The sequence below is a fragment of the Pseudomonas sp. S2_E01 genome (assembly GCF_054668365.1).
In genome coordinates, this window is the sequence record NZ_CP162762.1 from 3,810,147 (window position 1) to 3,831,810 (window position 21,664).

20 protein-coding genes and 1 tRNA gene are annotated in these 21,664 nt (G+C 59.2%); 11 read left to right on the forward strand and 10 right to left on the reverse strand.

Features of this window, described 5'->3' with window-relative positions; genetic code table 11:
• Positions 1–117 precede the first annotated feature (117 nt).
• From rloA to pabB, 4 genes are read left to right on the forward strand one after another with little or no spacing between them, the layout of a single operon-like run.
• The gene (gene rloA, locus AB4O36_RS17655; RefSeq protein ID WP_460116976.1) at positions 118–654 is read left to right on the forward strand and encodes a retropepsin-like aspartic peptidase RloA; all 537 of its coding nucleotides are present in this window, start codon (positions 118–120) and stop codon (positions 652–654) included.
• Between the two features lie 5 nt (positions 655–659).
• A complete protein-coding gene (gene rloB / locus AB4O36_RS17660; protein WP_460116977.1) occupies positions 660–2,195 on the forward strand; it encodes an osmotic stress tolerance membrane protein RloB in 1,536 nt (511 codons plus the stop codon).
• Positions 2,195–3,181 carry an alpha-L-glutamate ligase-like protein gene (locus tag AB4O36_RS17665; RefSeq protein ID WP_460116978.1) on the forward strand — a complete coding sequence of 329 codons (987 nt, stop codon included), beginning with the start codon at positions 2,195–2,197 and terminating at the stop codon, positions 3,179–3,181. Before rloB ends, AB4O36_RS17665 begins: the two co-directional genes overlap by 1 nt.
• Before the next feature lie 9 nt (positions 3,182–3,190).
• Positions 3,191–4,528, forward strand: a complete 1,338-nt coding sequence (gene pabB, locus AB4O36_RS17670; RefSeq protein ID WP_460139879.1) for an aminodeoxychorismate synthase component I — start codon at positions 3,191–3,193, stop codon at positions 4,526–4,528.
• A gap of 132 nt (positions 4,529–4,660) precedes the next feature.
• Here the strand turns inward: pabB and thrH are convergent, their stop codons facing one another.
• Positions 4,661–5,278 carry a bifunctional phosphoserine phosphatase/homoserine phosphotransferase ThrH gene (gene thrH / locus AB4O36_RS17675; protein ID WP_460116980.1) on the reverse strand — a complete coding sequence of 206 codons (618 nt, stop codon included), beginning with the start codon at positions 5,276–5,278 and terminating at the stop codon, positions 4,661–4,663.
• Between the two features lie 172 nt (positions 5,279–5,450).
• On the opposite strand from thrH, the gene AB4O36_RS17680 reads away from it, so the two are divergent.
• Together AB4O36_RS17680 and AB4O36_RS17685 are read left to right on the forward strand one after the other, a co-directional pair.
• Positions 5,451–6,191: a phosphoadenylyl-sulfate reductase gene (locus tag AB4O36_RS17680; RefSeq protein WP_007971943.1), complete on the forward strand. Its 741-nt coding sequence runs from the start codon at positions 5,451–5,453 to the stop codon at positions 6,189–6,191.
• A gap of 162 nt (positions 6,192–6,353) precedes the next feature.
• Positions 6,354–7,100: a 3-oxoacyl-ACP reductase family protein gene (locus tag AB4O36_RS17685; RefSeq protein WP_460139880.1), complete on the forward strand. Its 747-nt coding sequence runs from the start codon at positions 6,354–6,356 to the stop codon at positions 7,098–7,100.
• 51 nt (positions 7,101–7,151) lie between these two features.
• On the opposite strand, the gene AB4O36_RS17690 is transcribed toward AB4O36_RS17685, so the two are convergent.
• Complete coding sequence (locus AB4O36_RS17690; protein WP_460139881.1) at positions 7,152–7,838, reverse strand: HAD-IA family hydrolase; 687 nt, start codon at positions 7,836–7,838, stop codon at positions 7,152–7,154.
• A 263-nt stretch (positions 7,839–8,101) separates the two neighbouring features.
• On the opposite strand from AB4O36_RS17690, the gene AB4O36_RS17695 reads away from it, so the two are divergent.
• Both AB4O36_RS17695 and AB4O36_RS17700 read left to right on the forward strand, forming a co-directional pair.
• Positions 8,102–12,757: an RHS repeat-associated core domain-containing protein gene (locus tag AB4O36_RS17695; protein ID WP_460139882.1), complete on the forward strand. Its 4,656-nt coding sequence runs from the start codon at positions 8,102–8,104 to the stop codon at positions 12,755–12,757.
• A gap of 2 nt (positions 12,758–12,759) precedes the next feature.
• Entirely contained in the window at positions 12,760–13,158 is a 399-nt protein-coding gene (locus AB4O36_RS17700) for a hypothetical protein (RefSeq protein WP_460116984.1), read from the forward strand.
• A gap of 15 nt (positions 13,159–13,173) precedes the next feature.
• Here AB4O36_RS17700 and AB4O36_RS17705 read toward each other — a convergent pair whose 3' ends face one another.
• The 6 genes from AB4O36_RS17705 to AB4O36_RS17730 form a co-directional block, all read right to left on the reverse strand.
• Positions 13,174–13,404, reverse strand: a complete 231-nt coding sequence (locus AB4O36_RS17705; RefSeq protein WP_460139883.1) for a hypothetical protein — start codon at positions 13,402–13,404, stop codon at positions 13,174–13,176.
• A 119-nt stretch (positions 13,405–13,523) separates the two neighbouring features.
• Positions 13,524–13,895 carry a bacteriocin gene (locus AB4O36_RS17710; RefSeq protein WP_192301938.1) on the reverse strand — a complete coding sequence of 124 codons (372 nt, stop codon included), beginning with the start codon at positions 13,893–13,895 and terminating at the stop codon, positions 13,524–13,526.
• 283 nt (positions 13,896–14,178) lie between these two features.
• The gene (locus tag AB4O36_RS17715; protein WP_460116986.1) at positions 14,179–14,394 is read right to left on the reverse strand and encodes a hypothetical protein; all 216 of its coding nucleotides are present in this window, start codon (positions 14,392–14,394) and stop codon (positions 14,179–14,181) included.
• Between the two features lie 164 nt (positions 14,395–14,558).
• Positions 14,559–14,879 (reverse strand): YbjQ family protein, encoded by a 321-nt coding sequence (locus tag AB4O36_RS17720; protein WP_460116987.1) that lies wholly within the window; start codon positions 14,877–14,879, stop codon positions 14,559–14,561.
• 44 nt (positions 14,880–14,923) lie between these two features.
• A complete protein-coding gene (locus tag AB4O36_RS17725) occupies positions 14,924–15,121 on the reverse strand; it encodes a hypothetical protein (protein WP_460116988.1) in 198 nt (65 codons plus the stop codon).
• A 309-nt stretch (positions 15,122–15,430) separates the two neighbouring features.
• Positions 15,431–15,520 (reverse strand) — tRNA-Ser (locus AB4O36_RS17730).
• Between the two features lie 307 nt (positions 15,521–15,827).
• Between AB4O36_RS17730 and AB4O36_RS17735 the strand changes: the two genes are divergently transcribed.
• From AB4O36_RS17735 to AB4O36_RS17745, 3 genes are all read left to right on the forward strand, one after another.
• A complete protein-coding gene (locus AB4O36_RS17735) occupies positions 15,828–16,517 on the forward strand; it encodes a crotonase/enoyl-CoA hydratase family protein (protein WP_460116989.1) in 690 nt (229 codons plus the stop codon).
• Positions 16,518–16,765: 248 nt separating this feature from the next.
• Positions 16,766–17,488: a 1-acylglycerol-3-phosphate O-acyltransferase gene (locus tag AB4O36_RS17740; RefSeq protein ID WP_460139884.1), complete on the forward strand. Its 723-nt coding sequence runs from the start codon at positions 16,766–16,768 to the stop codon at positions 17,486–17,488.
• A 140-nt stretch (positions 17,489–17,628) separates the two neighbouring features.
• Positions 17,629–18,600 carry a magnesium and cobalt transport protein CorA gene (locus AB4O36_RS17745; protein ID WP_460116991.1) on the forward strand — a complete coding sequence of 324 codons (972 nt, stop codon included), beginning with the start codon at positions 17,629–17,631 and terminating at the stop codon, positions 18,598–18,600.
• 72 nt (positions 18,601–18,672) lie between these two features.
• On the opposite strand, the gene AB4O36_RS17750 is transcribed toward AB4O36_RS17745, so the two are convergent.
• Together AB4O36_RS17750 and AB4O36_RS17755 are read right to left on the reverse strand one after the other, a co-directional pair.
• On the reverse strand, positions 18,673–19,395 hold the full coding sequence (locus AB4O36_RS17750; RefSeq protein ID WP_460116992.1) for an amidotransferase: 723 nt from the start codon (positions 19,393–19,395) through the stop codon (positions 18,673–18,675).
• A 105-nt stretch (positions 19,396–19,500) separates the two neighbouring features.
• Positions 19,501–21,645 (reverse strand): 3-hydroxyacyl-CoA dehydrogenase NAD-binding domain-containing protein, encoded by a 2,145-nt coding sequence (locus tag AB4O36_RS17755; protein WP_460139885.1) that lies wholly within the window; start codon positions 21,643–21,645, stop codon positions 19,501–19,503.
• Positions 21,646–21,664: the final 19 nt, after the last annotated feature.

Here is a 21,664-nt window from a genome sequence, read left to right on the forward strand (position 1 = left end):
CCGCCCGCATTTGTCGATGGCATCTGCACTTATCGTCAGTTGATAGGCATACGAAGGAGCTCGCGCAGCGATGTCAGGGCCTCGAATCGAAACACGGACCGCTGTGCACCAGGATTTATGAGACTCAAGCCCTTCCCGACCTTTCTTTATCTGCTCTGCCTGCCCGGTGTCGCCGCGGCAGGGGAAAAAACCGTGTACGGCCTCAACGAGTACGCCTCGCTGGACGGCATCAATCTGGAAGTTGCGGCCAAACTCGATACCGGGGCAAAAACCGCCTCCCTCAGTGCCCGCGACATCAAGCGCTTCAAACGCAATGGCGAATCCTGGGTGCGCTTCTATCTGGCCATCGACACCGCGCATTCGCATCCGATCGAACGGCCGCTGGCCCGGGTCAGCAAGATCAAACGACGTGCCGGCGACTATGATCCCGAGGAGGGCAAGAAATACACCGCCCGCCCTGTGATCGAGCTGGATATCTGCATGGGTTCGGCCTTGCGCAGTATCGAAGTGAACTTGACCGACCGAAGTGCGTTCCAATATCCACTTTTGATTGGCTCCGAAGCACTCAAACGCTTCGATGCACTGGTCGACCCCAGTCTTAAATACGCCGCTGGCAAACCCGCCTGCGCCACCGACGTACATACCGCAGAGTAATTCCAATGCGCGCTCTTACCCTCCATCTGAAAATGCTGATCGCCATCCTGGTGGTACTCGGCATTTCGGTCACGGCCTACCAGATCTTCGTGCTCGGCATTCCCGTCACCGAGGACGCCACCGACGACTTGTGGAACATCGACGCCAAGGTCGAGTTCGTCGCCAACGCCAAGGACCCGGTCAAGATCCAGATGTTCGTGCCGCCACTGAGCCGCGATTACGTCAGCCTCAATGAAAGCTTCATCTCCAATAACTACGGCGTGGCGGTGAACCGCGTCGATGGCAACCGCAAGGTGACCTGGTCTGCACGTCGGGCCAAGGGCAATCAGACCCTGTATTACCGCCTGGTGCTGACCAAGCGCTACAGCGCCGAAAAAACCAAGATCAAAGGCCCGACCTTTCGCGACAGCATCGTGGTAGAAGGCCCTGAGAAAATTGCTGCCGAGGCGCTGCTCGCACCGATTCGCCAACACTCGGCCGACGTCGAGACATTCATTGGCGAGGCGATCAAGCGTGTCAACAATCTCAACGACGACAACGTGAAACTGTTGCTGGCGGGCGATCCGTCCAGCGGGCACAAGGCCAGGATCGTCGAACTGGTGCTGTCCATCGCCCACGTGCCGGTGGAAAAGGTCCACACCATCCGCCTGGTGGCCGACCAGCCACAAACACCGGAATTGTGGTTGCGCAGCTTCAACGGCACCGACTGGTTGTACTTCAACCCGGAAACCGGCGAGCAGGGCCTGCCCACCGATCGCCTGCTGTGGTGGACCGGTGACGAGAACCTGATCACCGTCGACGGCGGCAAGAAAGCCAACGTGACCTTCAGCTTGAACAACAGCGAAATGAACGCCATTCGCCTGGCCAAGCTGACCGACGAAAACACCGACGCCAACTTCCTCGAATACTCGCTGTACGGCCTGCCGCTGCAAACCCAGCAGACGTTCATGATCATGGTGATGATCCCGATCGGCGTGCTGGTGATCCTGATCCTGCGCAACCTGATCGGCCTGCAGACCCTGGGCACCTTCACCCCGGTGCTGATCGCCCTGGCCTTCCGCGAAACCCAGTTGGGCTTCGGTATCGTGCTGTTCACCGTGATCACCGCGTTGGGGCTGTCGCTGCGCTCCTACCTTGAGCACTTGAAGTTGCAAATGCTGCCGAGGCTGTCGGTGGTGCTGACCTTCGTGGTGGTGCTGATCGCGGCGATCAGCCTGTTCAGCCATAAACTCGGCCTGGAGCGCGGCTTGTCCGTGGCGCTGTTCCCGATGGTAATCCTGACCATGACCATCGAACGCCTGTCGATCACCTGGGAAGAACGCGGCTCCGGCCATGCGATGAAGGTGGCCATTGGCACCCTGTTCGCCGCCTCCCTGGCGCACCTGATCATGAGCGTGCCAGAGCTGGTGTACTTCGTGTTCACCTTCCCGGCCGTCCTGTTGATCCTGGTGGGCTTCATGCTGGCCATGGGTCGCTATCGCGGCTACCGCCTCACCGAACTGGTGCGCTTCAAGGCGTTCCTGAAGAAGGCTGACGCCTGATGTTCGGTTTCTGGAAGACCTGGAAAGCCCTGGAAGCCCGGGGCATCATGGGGATCAATCGACGCAACGCAGACTACGTGCTCAAGTACAACAAGCGCAGCCTGTACCCGATTGTGGACGACAAGATCCTCACCAAGGAACGTGCGATCGCCGCCGGCATTCATGTGCCGGAACTGTACGGCATCATCTCCACAGAGAAAGAAATCGATAACCTCGACGAGATCATCGGCGGGCGCAGCGACTTCGTGATCAAACCGGCCCAGGGCGCGGGCGGTGACGGCATCATCGTGATCGCCGACCGGTTCGAGGGCCGCTATCGCACGGTGTCCGGCAAGATCATCAGCCATGAGGAAATCGAGCACCATGTCTCGAGCATCCTTACCGGTCTGTATTCATTGGGCGGGCACCGGGACCGGGCGCTGATCGAGTACCGGGTGACGCCCGACCAGATCTTCAAGAGCATCAGCTACGAAGGCGTGCCGGACATCCGCATCATCGTGCTGATGGGCTACCCGGTCATGGCGATGTTGCGCTTGCCGACCCGCCAGTCAGGCGGCAAGGCCAACCTGCACCAGGGCGCCATCGGCGTCGGTGTCGACCTCGCCACCGGCCTGACCCTGCGCGGTACCTGGCTCAACAACATCATCACCAAGCACCCGGACACCACCAACGCGGTCGACGGCGTGCAACTGCCCTACTGGGACGGATTCATGAAGCTCGCAGCGGGCTGCTACGAGCTGTGCGGGTTGGGTTACATCGGTGTCGACATGGTGCTGGACCAGGAAAAGGGCCCGCTGATCCTGGAGCTCAATGCCCGGCCAGGGCTGAACATCCAGATCGCCAACGACTGCGGCCTGACATTGCGCACCCATGCGGTCGAGGCTCGGCTGGAGGAGCTGAAAGCCCGTGGTGTGACGGAGACCGTCGAGGAGCGCATGGCGTTCGTCCAGGAAATGTTCGGGCATATTCCACCGGTCGAAGGTTAAGCTCCGTCCATGCTGACCTGCTCCGTACACCCGCTGCCCTATCGCGCCAACCCCGCCGAGTATTTCGCGGCGATTCGCCATGCCCCCGGCGCCGTGCTGCTCGACAGCGGCCGCCCCAGTGCCGAGCGAGGACGCTTCGACCTGCTCAGCGCCTGGCCGCTGGAGCAACTGACGGTCGCGCCCGACGACAGCGGCAGCGATTTCCTGCAACGCCTGCGCCTTCATCTGCAACGACTGGGCGAAGCCAGCGTCCCGTTTGACCTGCCCTTCGCAGGCGGCCTGATCGGCTACCTGAGCTACGACTTCGCTCGGCATCTGGAGCACCTGCCGAGCCAGGCACACGATGACCTGCACCTGCCCGATGCACGTTTTGGCTTGTACGACTGGGCACTGATCAGTGACCACCAGCGCGAGACCAGCCAGCTGGTGTTCCATCCGACACTGGCCGACAGCGAACGCCAGCGCCTGATCGCGCTGTTCAGCCAGCCGCTGGCTGATCCGGTCGAGGCGTTCAAGCTCAACGCGCCCATGCAGCCCGATCTCAGCGCAGACGATTATCGCCAGGCACTGGAGCGCATCCAACAATACATCCAGGCGGGCGATTGCTATCAAGTCAATTTCGCACAGCGCTTTCGCGCCGAATGCGCGGGTGATCCGTGGGCCGCTTACTGCGCGCTGCGGGCAGCCTGCCCTACCCCGTTTTCCGGTTTCCAGAGCCTGCCCGACGGTGGCGCGGTGCTCAGCCTGTCGCCAGAGCGCTTCATCAAGCTCAGCGAGCGCCACGTCGAAACCCGCCCGATCAAGGGCACCCGCCCTCGTAGCCTGAATGCCGACGAAGATGCCGCGAACGCCGCCGAACTGCTGGCCAGCCCCAAGGATCGGGCGGAAAACCTGATGATCGTCGACCTGCTACGCAACGACCTGGGCCGCACATGCCGCGTCGGCTCGGTACGCGTGCCGGAGCTGTTCAGCCTGGAAAGTTATCCGAATGTGCATCACCTGGTGAGCAGCGTGACCGGGGAGCTGGCGTGTGGTCGTGACGCTCTGGACCTGATCGCCGGCAGCTTCCCGGGCGGGTCGATCACCGGAGCACCGAAGATTCGCGCCATGCAGATCATCGACGAGCTGGAGCCGACGCGACGCGGCTTGTATTGCGGCTCGCTGCTGTACCTGGACGTGCGCGGCGAGATGGACAGCTCCATCGCCATTCGCAGTCTGTTGGTCAAGGACGGACAGGTGTGCTGCTGGGGTGGCGGCGGGATCGTTGCCGATTCGCAGTGGCAGGCCGAGTACCAGGAATCGATCACCAAGGTGAAGGTGCTACTCGACACCCTGCAGGGTCTCTGAACCTGAACCTGTAGGAGCGAGCATGTCGAGTCGTCGAACCGTCGCGATGGTGGTGGTCACACCGCTGGGCACCTGACACCCGGTGGTGTTAATACGTCCATCGCGAGCAAGCTCGGTCCTACAGGGGTCGGTTTACAGGGATAGCGTGCGGTTGGACGCCTTGATGAACTCCTGCTTGAGGTCTTCGAAGCTGTGCACCGCCGGGAATTGCGGGAATTCGCGGATCACATTCTCCGGCGCATGGAACAAAATCCCCGCATCCGCCTCCCCCAGCATCGTGGTGTCGTTGTAGGAATCCCCGGCTGCGATTACCCGATAGTAAAGGCTCTTGAAAGCCAGGACTGACTGGCGCTTGGGATCTTTCTGACGCAACTGATAGCTCGTCACCCGCCCGGTTTCGTCGGTGATCAGACGATGGCAGAGCAGCGTGGGGAATCCCAGCTGGCGCATCAGCGGTTGGGAGAATTCGTAGAAGGTGTCCGAGAGGATCACCACCTGAAAGCGCTCGCGCAGCCAGTTGACGAACTCGACGGCGCCGTCCAACGGCTTGAGCGTGGCGATCACCTCCTGGATGTCGGCCAGTTTCAGGCCGTGCTCGTCGAGAATCCGCAGGCGCTGCTTCATCAACACGTCGTAGTCGGGAATGTCCCGGGTGGTGGCTCTGAGGGATTGAATCCCGGTTTTTTCGGCAAAGGCGATCCAGATTTCCGGGACCAGCACACCTTCAAGATCCAGACAGGCAATTTCCACAAGACACCCCATTTGTATTGATTATTGAGCCGCGCGAGCAAAAAGCCCGCCGAACTCTATCCGCTCACAGGGAGCGGCGCAACGCACAGGCCGCGCCAGCCACGGCAGGATTTTGTTACCATCAGCTCCATATAGAGCGCCCAGCGCCACCGACCTGTAGGAAGCCGCCCTGATGAGCCCAACGTTCGACGTCGTGGAACTCGCCACGACTTATGCCAATAAATCCGCCCAGGACATCCTGAAACTCGCCTTCGCCGAATTCGGCGATGACCTGTGGATATCTTTCAGCGGCGCCGAAGACGTGGTGCTGGTGGACATGGCCTGGAAACTGAACAAGAACGTGAAGGTGTTCAGCCTCGACACTGGACGGCTGCACCCTGAAACGTATCGTTTCATCGACCAGGTGCGTGAGCACTACAAGATCGACATCGAGCTGGTATCGCCGGACTACACGAAACTCGAACCCTTCGTGAAGGAAAAAGGTCTGTTCAGCTTTTACAAGGATGGCCATGGCGAGTGCTGCGGCATCCGCAAAATCGAACCGCTGCGTCGCAAGCTGTCCGGCGTCAAGGCATGGGCAACCGGCCAACGTCGGGACCAGAGCCCCGGCACCCGCAGCGCAGTGGCAGTGATGGAAATCGACACCGCGTTCTCCACCCCGGAACGCACGCTGTACAAGTTCAACCCGCTGGCACAAATGACCAGCGAAGAAATCTGGGGTTACATCCGCATGCTCGAACTGCCCTACAACAGCCTGCATGAGCGCGGATTCATCAGCATTGGCTGCGAACCCTGCACCCGGCCGGTACTGCCGAACCAGCACGAACGTGAAGGTCGCTGGTGGTGGGAAGAAGCCACGCAAAAAGAATGCGGGCTGCATGCCGGGAACATCATCAGCAAATCGAAGGCGTGAGTTTTCCTCTGTAGGAGCGAGCTTGCTCCTACAGGGGGGTAGACCACTTTCAACTTCCAGTTGAAACAGCACGCCGAAATCACCGGCTACTCAGCCCGTTATCCGCCATCGATACTACGCTCCATCAGCCGAGACATTTCGCCTCGGGACTTGGAGATCGACATGACTACTCAGAACCTCAGCGGCAAGGTGGCTTTGATCCAGGGCGGGTCCCGCGGTATCGGCGCCGCCATCGTCAAGCGCCTGGCCGCTGAAGGCGCGACCGTCGCCTTCACCTACGTCAGTTCCACAGCCAAAGCCGAAGAGCTGCAAAACAGCATCACCGCAAGCGGCGGCAAGGCGTTGGCCATCAAGGCCGACAGCGGCGATGCCGAGGCGATTCGCAACGCGGTCAGCACCACCGTCCAAACCTTTGGTCGCCTGGATATCCTGGTCAACAACGCGGGCGTGCTGGCCGTGGCCCCTCTGGAAGAGTTCAAACTGGAGCACTTCGACCAGACGCTGGCGATCAACGTGCGCAGCGTATTCGTCGCCACCCAGGCCGCCGCCCAACACATGACCGAAGGCGGTCGCGTGATCAACATCGGCAGCACCAACGCCGATCGCATGCCCTTCGCCGGTGGTGGCCCGTACGCCATGAGCAAGGCGGCGCTGGTCGGCCTGACCAAAGGCCTCTCCCGTGACCTCGGCCCACGCGGCATCACCATCAACAATGTGCAACCGGGCCCGGTCGACACCGACATGAACCCGGCCAGCGGCGACTTCGCCGAAAGCCTGATACCGTTGATGGCCGTGGGTCGTTACGGACACGCCGAAGAAATCGCCAGCTTCGTCGCCTACCTGGCCGGCCCTGAAGCCGGTTACATCACCGGGGCGAGCCTGACGATCGATGGTGGTTTTGGCGCCTGACCTGTCAATCCCTTGCAGGAGCGACGGTTCGACGCCTCGACATGCTCGCTCCTACAGTACGGGTAGTCCGTAATCACTGGGCATGAACGCCTTGAGCGTACGAATAATGCCATCGGCGTGTGCGTATTTTTCGTCAGCCATCGCGGCATCGGGGATCGCAATCGCCGTCATGCCCGCCACCTTCGCCGCCGTGACACCGAACGGCGAATCCTCGAACACCAGGCAGTCCTCGGGCGCAACGCCCAGGCGCCGTGCAGCAGTGAGAAAAATGTCCGGCGCCGGTTTGGCCGCACCGACTTCCGGGTCATCCGCCGTCACGATGAAGTCAAACAGCCCGAACCAGTCGCGGTGCAAGGTGGTTTTCTGGCCGAACGACTGACGCGACGAGCTGGTGCCCACGGCAATCGGGACGTTATTGGCGTTGAGGTGCCGGACCAGTTCCTGGGCACCGGGCATGGCCTGGGCCGTCGGGAACCGTTCGCGCATCAAAGGCTCGCGGATCTCCAGGAACTCCTCGGCGGTGATCGGCAAATCCAGCGCCTGGACCACATACCGCGCCAGATCCCCCGCGCCCCTGCCAATGATGTTCTGCTTGACGCTCCAGTCGAACGTGCGACCGTAGCGCCCGGCAATGATCGAGGTGACTTCGGTGTAGATACCCTCGGTATCCAGCAGCAAGCCGTCCATGTCGAAAATCACGGCTTTGATCGGGCGGAACTCTTTCAGCGGTGCACTCATCGCATCTGATCCGTTTTTAACGACATCCCGACCGAGCCGGACGCAGCCGGATCGCGGATTGGATTAAAGGTTTCAGCAGCATAGCGAGCGCGGTCGACAAAGATCAACGGACAATCTCCCCGCACCGGAAAATGATGGATGAAGACGCTGGCCGCGAATTAGCGATTTTCCCTACACAAATCGCCTACTTTCCCGACTTCTTTCCCTGCTGATCCCCAGCAAAGTCTCGCGATCCGAAATTCGATCCGCGCGAGGCACTGCGAATGTCCAAACCAGACAAGGTCCTGGCCTTGAACAACGCCATCGGCCTGCTCGCTGTCGCCGCCATGGACCCCGCGCAACCGGACGTCGAACCACTGATCGCGGACTTTCGTCTTTGTCTCAACGATTACAACGCCTGGGCGGAAAATTTCTGGAGCGGCTGGGCGTTGGACATCGAGCGGGGGCTCGAACCCATCCTGGCCGAAGACCATGGCGTGGCGACCTTCGGCGAGCCGATCGACGGCCAGCGCTGTCGCATCACGTTCTTCCCCAACGTTTCCAGCGAGCACGTCAAGACGCTCTACGCGTCCTATCAACGTGAAATCGATGAACTGGAAACCTGGTTGCGCCAGGAGTGGGCGACCGAGTTCCAGGAATTGTGGGCTGGATTTTCCGACGCGGCATTCACCGAGCGCTACGGCGTGCTGCAACAAGCCGATTGGCAAGGGTTCGACAACGCGTTGCATGGTTTGTGGGATGACGTGAAGCAAGTCTTCACCTTGATCGCAGACCTGCAGGGCAACCGCGAAAAGCTCCTCGAGTACCTGACGGCAGCTGAACTTGAAACGCTCTTCGGCGCTTCGCCCGAAGCCATTGCCAACCTGCTGTTGCTGCTGAGCGACGAGCCGCTGATGTTCATCCATCTAGCGGCCTTCGCCACTTGGCTGCGCCTGTTGCCGCCGCAGTACGTCGCTGAAGTCGTGGCGCAGGTTCGCACGCCGGTACTGATCGGTTTCCTGCTGGCACGCCTCACGGGGCTCGCCGGACTGAACGTCGGCATCAGCCCCCGGGTATTGGCCACGATCAAGTCCGAGCAGGCCCGCCGCTGGCTGGCCGCAGCGAGTTCGCGACTGGTCGGGCTGGGCACCCAATCCAATCTGGCCCGGCATGCCGGCGTACTCAAACCGTTGATGGTCGCTGCCCGTCCTGCACAACTCAAAGCGGCCCCCGCTGCTGCTCTACAGATCACGACCGCCGAGGCTGCCGTTGCGCAAGTCAGTGATCCGCTGGCTCTCGCACGCACCAGGTCAGTAGCGTGGACCCGGTTGAGCCGCCAGGAACATCGCGACGACGCCCCTTCTCCAGCCAAAAACCCCAATGGCGATAATGTCGGCTCGGCGGACCAAACCGCGACCAATGGCTGCCCGGTGTCGATGGTCACTGGCGAGGGGCTGCTGATCTTGAGCGATGGCGCGCTGAATGGGCTTTTGCCTTTCGAGTTCATCCGCGTTTATCGCACCAGTGCGGTCGAAACGGACAGCGGCCTGGGATTCGGCTGGAGTCATTCCTTGTCGCATCGGCTGGAAATCGAGGGCGACACCGTCATCTGGATAGATCACGAAAACCGCCGCACGCGTTTTCCATTGGCCACCAGCGCACGCCCCGCCATTCACAACAGCCTGGCGCGGGCAGCGATTTATCTGGGGGATGAGCCCGAAGAGCTGGTCATTTCCCAGGCGGGCGAGACCACCCGTTTCTACCACTTCCGGGCGGGACACCTGACCGCCATCAGCGATGCCTATGGCAATCGTCTGACGGTCCAACGCGACCGATCCGACAGGATCATGCGCCTCGACAACGGTGCCGGTCGGGCGCTGTGTTTGCGTTATGAGCGACGCCACCTCGCCACCGTCGAGTACCAGAGCTACCAGGCAGCCGCCACGCCGGAGGATGCATGGCGCACCGAGCAGACCTTGGTGTTCTACCGCTATGACGCTTGTCATCGGCTGATCGAGGCGACCAATGCAGCCGGTGAAAGCGAGCGCTACGACTACGACGATCAGCACGTCATCCTGCAGCGGCAACTGGCCGGTGGCGCGAGTTTTTTCTGGGAGTGGGAAAGGTCCGGCAAGGCCGTGCGTTGCGTACGGCACTGGGCGTCGTTCATGCAAATGGACACGAACTATGTCTGGGATGACAACGGTGGTGTGCAGGTCAAAAGCGTCGATGGCAGCAAAACGCTTTACCAGCATGATGAACAGGCTCGACTGATCCGTCGCCTCGAACCGAACGGCGCAGAGCACCTTAAGGCGTATGACGACAAAGGCCGCCTGGTCGCCGAAAAGAATCCACTGGGCGCGACTACTCGATATATCTACGACGAAAACGGGCGATTGAAGGCCCTGATTCCGCCCGAAGGCGAGCCAACATCCTACGAGCATCGCAACGGCTTCCTGCACTCGAAATGCCGCGGCAAGGCGCAGTGGACGTATCTGCGCAATGCCCAGGGTGACGTTATCGAGGCGACCGACCCCGATGGGCAAGTCACTCGCCATTACTTCGATGACAAAGGCCGGCTGCTCTCGACCTGCTACCCGGATAACAGCCGGCATGTCTACGTCCGCAATGGCCTGGGACAACTGACCGAAGAGACGCTGCCAAATGGTAGCCAACGGATTTTTTCCTACGACGTCCGAGGCCGGTGCACGACCCGGCAGGATGAGCACGGCGTCATTACCCACTACACGTGGGACGCCGTGGGGCGACTGCTGCAAAAGACGTCGGCCACAGGCACTAGCCGCGCCTTCCGCTACAACGCCTATGGCAAGGTCATCGCCGAACGCAATGAGCTGGGCCGCGTCACTCGCTACGAATACCTCGACGACCTGCACCTGGTCAGCCTGCGGATCAATCCTGATGGCTCGCAGGTGCGATATCGCTTCGACAACGCGCGCCTGCTGCTGACGGAAATCGAAAACGAATCCGGCGAAAACTATCGCCTGGACCACACGTCCGGCGGGCTGATCCGTCAGGAAATCGCATTCGATGGTCGGCGTACAAAGTATGCCTACGACCTCAATGGGCATCTGTTGGAGAAAACCGAGTTCGGTGACGACGACTCGAAGCTGATCACCGCCTACCAGCGCGACTCGATCGGGCGCCTGCTGGTCAAGACGCTGCCAGATGGCGCCAAGGTCCAATACCGCTACGACAGCGTCGGGCGGCTGGTCAGCGTCGATGATGGTCAGGACCACCCGCTGGAATTCGAATATGACCCACAGGATCGGCTGGTCACCGAACACCAGGGTTGGGGCACGTTACGTTATGGCTACGATGCCTGTGGACAACTCAACCAACTGCGCCTGCCGGACGGCAGCAAGCTTGACTATCACCACGCCCGTGGCGGCACGCTTACAGCCATTGACCTCAATGGCGTGCGGCTGACAACGCACACATTTTTCGCCGGTCATGAGCAGACCCGCCGCCAGGGCTTGCTGCTCAGCGAGTACCAGTTCGACGACCAGGGCCGCCTGAAAACCCATGCTGTAATGCAACAGCAATTACTTTATCGCCGAGATTATGCCTACACCGCCACCGGTAATCTCGAACGGGTCAGCGACACGCGCCACGGCCAACGCAGCTATGACTACGACACGCTCGATCGTCTGATCGGGGTACGTCACGCTCGTGACCAGCAACCGGAACGCTTTGGCCACGACCCGGCTGGCAACCTGATGATGTACGACCGTCCCGGCGTACCAAAGATAAAGGGCAACCGCCTGCTGGTGCAGGGAGACCGGCATTACGACTACGACGCGTTCGGCAACCTCATTCGCGAACGTCGCGGTGCAGGTCAGAAGCTCGTCACCGAATACCGCTACGACTGCCAGCACCGGCTGATCGGCGCCACCCTGGCCAACGGCAGCCAGGCGACATACCGCTACGATGCGTTTGGTCGACGTATCAGCAAAACCGTAGATGGCAAGACGACCGAGTTTTTCTGGCAGGGCGACCACCTCGTTGCCGAAAGCGGCCGCGAGCACTACCGCAGTTATATTTACGAACCGGGCAGCTTCCGCCCCCTGGTCCTGCTCAATGGCAAGGGACCGGGCAAGACTTGCCCGTTTTACTACCAGTTGGACCACCTGGGCACCCCGCAGGAACTTACCGATTACGGCGGCGACATCATCTGGGCCGCCCGCTACACCGCCTACGGTCGCCTCACCCGCCTCACCCGCGACACCCATGAGGTTCTCGACCAGCCACTGCGCTTCCAGGGCCAGTACTTCGACGCTGAAACCGGGCTGCATTACAACCGGCACCGGTATTACCAGCCCGATACCGGACGGTACCTGACACCGGATCCGAGCAGGTTGGCTGGCGGGTTGAATCAGTATCGGTATACGCGGAGCCCGACGGGGTGGGTGGATCCGTTGGGGTTGAATGGGTGTCCGGGTAGGCGAAGGTGTTCAACAACACCAGAGGCTGAGGACCCAACGGAAGGGGTAAGCGTCGTAGACGCGGAAGTCATGCTCCCGCTCTACCCCGAAGAAAAATACCTATACCGTGGAGATCCGCGCGATCCGGATGAGATTTTTCAGACAGGATTCAAGCCCAGAGGTACCAGCAATGACTTGCTGCTTCACTCGAACGACAGCAGCAATCCTCCAAGTAACTTCGTAAGTACCACCCCGGATCGAGAAGTGGGGATTGATTTCGCAACGAGATTCAGAATGCGAAAAGGTTTCTTGTATACCCTTCGGCCTATTCCGGGGCGAGATCTGGTCAAAGAGTTTGGTAAGCGTTATAAATTTTCCAGTGAACGAGAAGTAGCCATCCAAGGGGGCGTCAAGAAAGAGGATATTCTCGGAGTAACCTCCATTGAAGCGAACGGCCAAGCTACGGGCACTACTATCTTGAACCCCAACAGGAAATAGCAATGGACCGTGTTGAGATAGCGATTATCAAACAGGGCGAGCGCCAGCAAGCCGACTTACTCTGTGACTCGGACAATACGACTATTACCTTTGTCATGGGCAATGGGTATAGCCAGTCTTACGCAGGTAACGATTTTTACCAGTGTCTGGGGCAGATAAGAAAAGAGCATCAAGACGTCACCTTTTTATGCAAGGGCGCCAAAATCAATGTCCATCCGTCCAGCATGTCGTCACAAATGACACAGGGTGTAAAAGCCTACGAACTGACCCTGGGCCGAAACGCAACCAGACGTGATGTCGTGAATATTTTCGATTACGAGGATAAAAATCTCACGAACAATCCCGATCTCCAGAAGCAATTTTTCGAACGCTGGCTCGATACAGAGGCCACCAACGATTAATGCCTGTGAAGCGATTTATTGTTTGTCGCCGCGCTCATCCTCATCATCCGGCGGCCGCTGATCTCGTTTCAGCGAATCGGTGGGCGAAGGCAGTGGATATTCCGGCGTGTCTTCGTCGTCATCCTCATCCATCAGTGGGACTGTTGCATCATCCATCAACGACCCCGGATCTTCATTGCCCGGATCATTGATAAAAGGCAGTCCGCTGGGACCTTTCTCTTCCTTGGCTTGCGTCTTGGGCGTCATGACCAAACCTCGCATCAATTCAGGTGTGTACCAGTTGAGAGGTAGCCTGGCGCCAAACGTTCCAACCTGCACAAACGAAAAAGCCCGGCATCGAGCCGGGCTTTCTTGAGCGATCAGAATCAGTGGCGCTTGTGCCCCTTGCCCAGGTTGCTGCCTACGCCGCCGCCGATTGCGCCGCCCAGACCCGCACCGATGGTGGAGCCGGTCTTGCCGCCCAGGCTATTGCCGATCACCGAGCCGCCGGCAGCACCTACGCCGCCGCCGATCGCAGCCTTGGTGCGGCTGCCCTTGCGCGCGGCCACGGCACTGCCTGCGGCGCCCGCGACACCTGCACCAATCGCTGCGCCGGTGCTGCCGCCCATGCTTTGGCCGACCACGTTACCCAGCGCGCCGCCCAGACCACCACCCAGCGCGGCAGTGCCGTCGCCAGCAGCCATCGCACCTTGAGCGACCAGAAGCCCCAGAACCAGAGCTGGCAGAGTTAAACGCATGACAAAAACCTCAAAATAGGGTGGAAATCAAAAAGGGTCGAGATTGAATGCTTTAGCGGCGAGAAAGTCCAGACGCACGAACGCAACCTCGCCTTTGGCGACGGTTGGACAGCGTTTAAGGAAAAGGTTTTATGGCAGGCAAAAAAAAGCCCGCTGGGGAGACGGGCCAGGTGTTGCTTTCTAACGGATGAGTTGAGCCTACGAAAGGCAGTGTGAAAACTTTGTGAAAAATCGGACGCAGAAATACGTCGATAAACACTCCTCTAAACGCGGCAAAAATCGCTCAATGGCGGGGTCCGTGAACGACCTGCTCCCTCTTGGCCGGAGCCGCTACCCTGGGCATGAATTTCGCTTTCGGGCCCAGGCGCACCGTGGTCTTCATCTTGTCGAGCCTGACCTCTTCATCACCGAAGCCCACCATGTACTCGGTCTGGCCGCACTGCACGCAGTTGTTGATTGGAAACTCAGCACCATCGTCTTCGATATACGGATCAGCCATTTCAGCACCCCTTTCAAAAGTGGGGTCGACATCGGCAAGCCCTATTGCCTGAAACCTGTCGACCGCCAAGCATTTGAGACTAGCCGGTCATTAGTGGACTTGTGATTCAGAGGCACGATGCCCGACGAATGGAGCGCTCTGGCGCCTGTGTTGTCCTGATTCGGTCAACGCAGCTTGACGGCTGTCCCGGTCACAAAAACCACCACCATCCCGCCCTTCCCGGCTGGCATGCTGATCTCGAAATCAAGCCCTACCACCGCATCGGCCTGAAGTGCCCGGGCCCGCTCCTTGATCTCGTCAGTGGCTTGAATCCGAGCTTCCTTCAGTGCACGTTCCAATGTCTGGGAGCGCCCCCCAAAGAAGTCGCGCATCCCGGCGAACATATCCCGGATAACGTTGACCCCCTGTACCGACTCGGCGCTGACAACGTCCAGGTAAGCCGTGATTTGTCGGCCTTCGATGGCGTGGGTCGTGGTGGTGATCATGGAATTTCCTATTCATGGCCCTGGTTGAAGGGCAGGCAGCAAAACTAGAGGACTTTGAGCAGCAACGTCGTGACGGTGGCCACCGTGCCGATCAGACCGATGGCGACAGTCACCGGATACCAGAAAACTTCACAGGTCATCTTGCCGGCCTCAGCGTTCAACTTTCGTTGCTCCGCAATCAGCTTGACGATTTCCACGTGAACCTTCTCCAGCTCTGCCTGTTTGGGGGTGAATTCCTGCATAACGTACCTGCGTCCATTCCGGGATTATGAAGGGCGGCGTCATCAACACCATCCGCTGAACCATTCTCGACGCTAAAAGCCCTGTATGAACAGCCCTCCTCAAATCCGCTGACTTTACACCGTTTACCGAAATAGCCTCTGACAACAAGGGGTTGGAGCCTTACGTCCCACACACACGTTAAAAGCCCTACGTCATTATCAGAAGGTCCTACATCAATACGATCAGGGACGCCCCTTCAAAAATCAGCCCCAAGAAAACACAAAACCCCTGACTTCTTCCGAAATCAGGGGTTCTGTTTACATCGAATGTGGCGGTGAAGGAGAGATTCGAACTCTCGATACAATTTCTTGTATACACACTTTCCAGGCGTGCTCCTTAAGCCACTCGGACACTTCACCGTATCTCTTCAAACATGTTCTGTCTGTCGAGGCGCGCTAATGTAGTCGAAAGCATTTCCGATGGCAATTTTTTTTTGCAGAATTTTCATGCGGTTAGCGATTTAGACGTTCCGCGTGCTTTGGGGCATGGCAAACCTGCCAATCTTCGGCTGGGCTTCCCGCTTCGTTGTGCAAGGCAATGCGCGGTGGACGTGCTGCATCGGGGCCTGGCCGCTGAAAACGGTGACTGGCGAGTCAGTCACGGCGCTTTACCTCGCTTACGGTGGTGGGTAACGTCTGCCTCAACTTTCATACAAGGAATAGCGTCATGAGTGAGTTGATTTCCTACCACCTCGAAGACGGTATCGCGACTCTGACCTTGAGCAACGGCAAGGTCAATGCCATTTCCCCGGACGTGATTGCCGCATTCAATGCGGCGCTGGATCAGGCTGTGACTGATCGCGCGGTGGTGATCATTACTGGCACGCCGGGCATTCTGTCGGGCGGGTACGACTTGAAGGTGATGACCGCCGGGCCGAAAGAAGCCGTGTCGCTGGTGACCGCAGGTTCGACCCTGGCCCGGCGCCTGCTGTCGCATCCGTTCCCGGTGATTGTTGCCTGCCCTGGGCACGCGGTCGCCAAGGGGGCGTTTCTGTTGTTGTCGGCCGATTACCGCATTGGTGTCGACGGTCCATTCAGCATCGGTTTGAACGAAGTGCAGATCGGCATGACCATGCACCACGCGGGTATCGAGCTGGCCCGTGATCGCCTGCGCAAGTCGGCGTTCCACCGTTCGGTGATCAATGGTGAGATGTTCAACCCGCAAAGCGCGGTGGATGCCGGATTCCTGGATGTCGTGGTCGCGCCTGAAGCGCTGCAGGAAACCGCGTTGGCGGCGGCGCGCCAACTGAAGAAGATCAACATGAGCGCGCACAAAAACACCAAGTTGAAAGTGCGCAAGGCGCTGCTGGATACGCTGGATAACGCGATCATCATGGATCAGGAGCATTTGGTTTAAATACCCTGGCCATGCCCCTACGAACGCGAGACGCCTGAAACGCAGCGGTGATCTCGCGTTCATCGCGAGCAAGCTCGCTCTTACAACAGTGATCGGAAAAGACCTACAACCGCTCTAGAACACATCTGACCAAGCAGTCGGAAACTTTTACTTAAACATCGCCTATCTCCTACCTCTACCGCGGTAATTGCCGAAAACAGTGCACATCCGTACACTGCGCCACCTTTTGTCCCGGTGGGGCCTGCAAAATGCTGTTTGTGTTACGTATGTTGTTGATGGGCCTGCACTTTATTCTGGCCGGTGTACTGGGCGTGATTCTTGGGCTATGCCGGCCATTCAATCCGGACAACAGCCGACTCTGTGCACGTTTATATGCCTGGCCGGCGATGTGCATTCTGCGTTTGCGGGTCAAGACGGACGTCGGTCCCTTGATCGACAAACCGCAGAGCTGCGTGATCGTAGCCAATCACCAATCCAATTATGACCTGTTCGTATTCGGTAACGTGGTGCCCCACCGTACCGTGTGCATCGGCAAGAAAAGCCTGAAGTGGGTGCCGCTGTTCGGCCAGTTGTTCTGGCTGGCAGGCAATGTGCTGATCGACCGTGGCAACGCGCACAAGGCGCGCCGTTCGATGCTGACCACCACACACACTTTGCAGCACAAGGACACGTCGATCTGGGTGTTCCCAGAAGGCACGCGCAACCTTGGAGAGGATTTGCTGCCATTCAAGAAAGGCGCGTTCCAGATGGCCATCGCCGCGGGTGTGCCGATCGTGCCAGTGTGTGTCAGCACTTACGTCAAGCACATGCGATTGAACCGCTGGCGCAGTGGGAAAATTCTGATCCGTTCGCTGCCAGCGATTCCGACCGCAGGATTGAGCCTGGACGACATGCCGCAGCTGATCGCCCAGTGTCGCGAGCAGATGCGTGAGTGCATCGCCTCGATGGATCGGCAACTGCAAGCCGCGTAATACCAAACCCGCCTTGTGCGGGTTTTCTTTACCGGCGAAGGACGGGTGAACTGCGCAGATTTCACTGACTCTCAAGCAACAGACAAGGCTAAGCTGAAGATTGTCTGTTACCACCCACCAAGAAGAAGTGAAACTCAATCATGGGTCGAGTTGTTGCTGCCGCGGTTTACAGCGCCGGTAAAAAAGTCACCAATATCACCCTCGACGAAGGCGCCGCCTGGGCTGCCAAGCCTGACCACTTCGTCTGGATCGGCCTCGAAGAGCCGGATGCGCAAGAACTTGCCAACCTGCAACGCCAGTTCAACCTCCACGAACTGGCTATCGAAGATGCCCTGGAAAAACACAGCCGCCCGAAGCTGGAGACGTTCGGTGATGCGCTGTTCATCGTCACCTACTCACCGATCCGTCACGACGGCAAATTGCAGTTCATCGAGACGCATATCTTCGCTGGCAACGGCTACATCATCACTGCACGCAATGGTCACTCGGCGTCCTACGCTCATGTCCGTCAGCGTTGTGAGGCGCGTCCGCTGCTGCTCGAGCATGGAGAAGATTTCGTACTCTATGCCCTCCTCGACTTCGTGATCGAAAACTATCAGCCGGTGGGCGAAGCCATTCACGCCGAGATCGACGAACTGGAGCGCAACGTGTTGTGCAGCGCCTTGAATGAACACGACATCCAGAGACTGCATGGCCTGCGCCGGGACGTAGTGCGCCTGCGCCGTTATGCGGCGCCGATGGTAGAAATCAGCGAGGAGTTACAGAAGCTCAGCTTCCCGTTCATCGACAAGAACATGCGCCCGTATTTTCGCGATGTGCAAATCCATGTGACCCGCCAGATGGAAGACCTGACGACACTGGCGGAGATTGCCAGCCAGACCATCGAGGTCGGGGTGTTGCTGGAGGCGTCACGACAGAGCGTGGTGCAGCGCAAGTTTGCTGCATGGGCGGCGATCCTGGCGTTCCCCACCGCGATTGCCGGCATCTACGGGATGAATTTTCAGAACATGCCTGAGCTCACGTGGCACTACGGGTATTTCACGGTGTTGGGATTCATTGCGGTGGGGTGTGCGGGGCTTTGGGGCAGTTTCAAAAGGTCGGGGTGGTTGTAAAACGCTCGCTCCCACATTGGATCTGCGATAGACACCAGACCCTGTGGGAGCGAGCCTGCTCGCGATGCTGTTTCAAACAGTCTGTGGCTTGTGCGCGACGAAGCGCATCATCCATTCGGCCACGGTGGTGCCGTGATGTTCCTGCTCAAGGCTGCTGATGCCCTTGGAGTAAATTTGCTCGCCCAACGCCTCCTGGCGAATATCCAGCAAGGCTCGCGAGTAATCATGGATGAATTCCGGGTGGCCCTGGAAGCACAGCACCTGGTCATTGATGTGGTAGGCGGCAAAGGGGCAAAAATCGCTGGAAGCAATGACCGTGGCGTTTTCCGGTAGCGTGGTCACCTGATCCTGGTGGCTGATCAGCAAGGTCAGCTCCTCGCGCACCGGGTTCATCCACGGCGCCTTGGCTGCCAGTTTGTAGCTGTGCGTGCCAACGCCCCAGCCCTGGGTGGCGCGCTCGCTCTTGCCGCCCAGCAGTAACGCCAGCAATTGATGGCCGAAGCACACGCCGAGCAACTTGTCGCCACGTTCATAGCGGGTCAGCAGATAGGTCTTGAGGGTTTGAATCCACGGATCGGTGCCGAAGGAGTCGGCTTTGCTGCCGGTCACGAGGTAAGCATCGAAGGTCTCGTCATCACGGGGATAATCGCCCTGCATCACGTTGTACACGGTGAATTCGGCCGCGATGGGCTGCTGCGAAAACAGACGCTGGAACATCTGCCCGTAACCCTGATATTGATCGACCAGTTCCGGACGCAGGATGTCGGTTTCCAGAATGCAGATGCGTAGCGACATAAAAAATACCTGACACGTGATGGGAATAATGCACACACCAGAGCCTGCCTCGAAACACGTTGGCAGGCAAGCCCTGGCTTGCGTCATTGGTCCCCAAAAACGCGTTTAAAACACTTCCTCCCTGGCCGCTTTTTCCAGCAACAGGGCCGGCGGGAGAAACCGTTCGCCGTACTGTTCGGCCAGATACTGCGCGCGCGCGACGAAGTCCTTAACGCCGTACTGATTGATGAACTGCAACGCGCCGCCGGTCCAGGCCGCAAAACCGATGCCGAAGATCGAACCTATGTTGGCGTCCGCCGTCGAGGTCAATACGCCCTCCTCCACGCAACGTACGGTTTCGATGGCTTGCACGAACAGCAGGCGATCTCGTATATCTTTCGGGGAAATCTGCCCGTCGGTTTTCTCGAAACGGGTTTTCAACGCCGGCCACAAGTGTTTCTGGCCACCCGCCGGGTAGTCGTAGAAACCACCGCCAGCGGCCTTGCCCGCCCGCTTGTACTCGTTGAGCAACAAATCGATGACGGCAAACGCTGGGTGCTCGACCATTTGCTTGCCTTCCGCTTTCAGGTCTTTCGCAGTTTGTTGACGGATATGGCTCATCAGGCTGAGGGAAACTTCGTCAGAGATCGCAAGAGGCCCGATAGGCATGCCTGCCTTGCGTGCCTCGGTTTCGATCATCGCGGCGCTCACACCCTCGCCGAGCATGGCGATGCCTTCGTTGGTGAAGGTACCGAACACCCGCGACGTGAAGAAACCGCGACTGTCGTTGACCACAATCGGCGTTTTCCTGATTTGCAGGACGAAATCGAAACCACGAGCCAGGGTTTCATCGCTGGTGTTTGCGCCCTTGATGATCTCCACCAGCGGCATTTTCTCAACAGGGCTGAAGAAATGCAGGCCGATGAATTTACCCTGATGCGGCACGGCCGTAGCCAGGCCAGTGATCGGTAATGTCGACGTGTTGGAGGCGATCACCGCATCCTCTCCGGCGATATTTTGGGCGGCGCATGACACCCTGGCTTTGAGCTCACGATCTTCGAACACCGCTTCAATGATCAGGTCGCAACCGACCAGGTCTGCATCGCTTGCGGTGGGATGGATACGCGCCAGAATCGCTTCGCGCTGCTCGGAGGTCATGTGGCCACGGGCGACCTTCTTGTCCAGCAATGCCGCAGAGTGCGCCTTGCCCTTCTCGGCTGCCGTCGTATCGATGTCCTTGAGCACCACTTCGATACCCGCCGAGGCGCTGACGAAGGCTATGCCCGCCCCCATCATGCCGGCCCCGAGCACACCGACTCGACGCGTGACGTACGGTGCGAACCCTTGGGGCCGTGAGCCGCCGGCGTTGATTTCGTTGAGCTGGAACCAGAAGGTGCCAATCAGATTCTTCGAAATCTGGCCCGTGGTCAGTTCGGTGAAGTAGCGGGTTTCGATCAGGTGTGCGGTGTCGAAGTCCACCTGCGCACCCTCCACTGCAGCGCACAGAATTTTCTCCGGCGCCGGGAGGCATCCCTGGGTTTTGGTGCGCAGGATCGACGGCGCAATTGCCAGCATTTGCGCGACTTTGGGGTGCGATGGCGTACCGCCCGGAATCTGATAACCCTTTACATCCCAGCGCTGTATTGCCACCGGATTGGCCAGGATCCAGGCCCGCGCCTTGGCCAGCAACTCATCACCATCGGCCGCCAGTTCATCGATCAACCCCGCCTGCAAGGCTTGCTGGGGGCGGACTTTCTTGCCTTCCAGCAGATACGGCAAGGCTTTTTCCAGACCGAGCATGCGCACCATGCGCACCACCCCACCGCCACCCGGCAGCAAGCCCAGGGTGACTTCCGGCAAGCCGAGTTGTACCGACGAATTGTCCAGCGCCACTCGATGATGGCAGGCCAGGCAAATCTCCCAACCGCCCCCAAGCGCCGCACCGTTGATCGCGGCGACCACCGGTTTGCCCAGGGTTTCCAGGGTTCGCAGCTGGCTCTTGAGCGTCAGCACCATGTCGTAGAAGGCTTTGGCTTGGGGCTTGCCGACCTTGATGAGCTCGTTCAGGTCGCCGCCGGCGAAGAAGGTTTTCTTGGCCGAGGTGATGATCACGCCGGCAATGTTGTCTTTTTCCGTCACCAGGCGAGCGACGCAGACGGCCATGGCCTCGCGATACACCGCGTTCATGGTGTTGGCCGTCTGGCCCGGCATGTCGATGGTCAGGACGACGATCCGGTCCTGGCCTTGTTCGTAGCGAATGGCTTGCGTCATGAAGAGGCTTCCTTGAAGG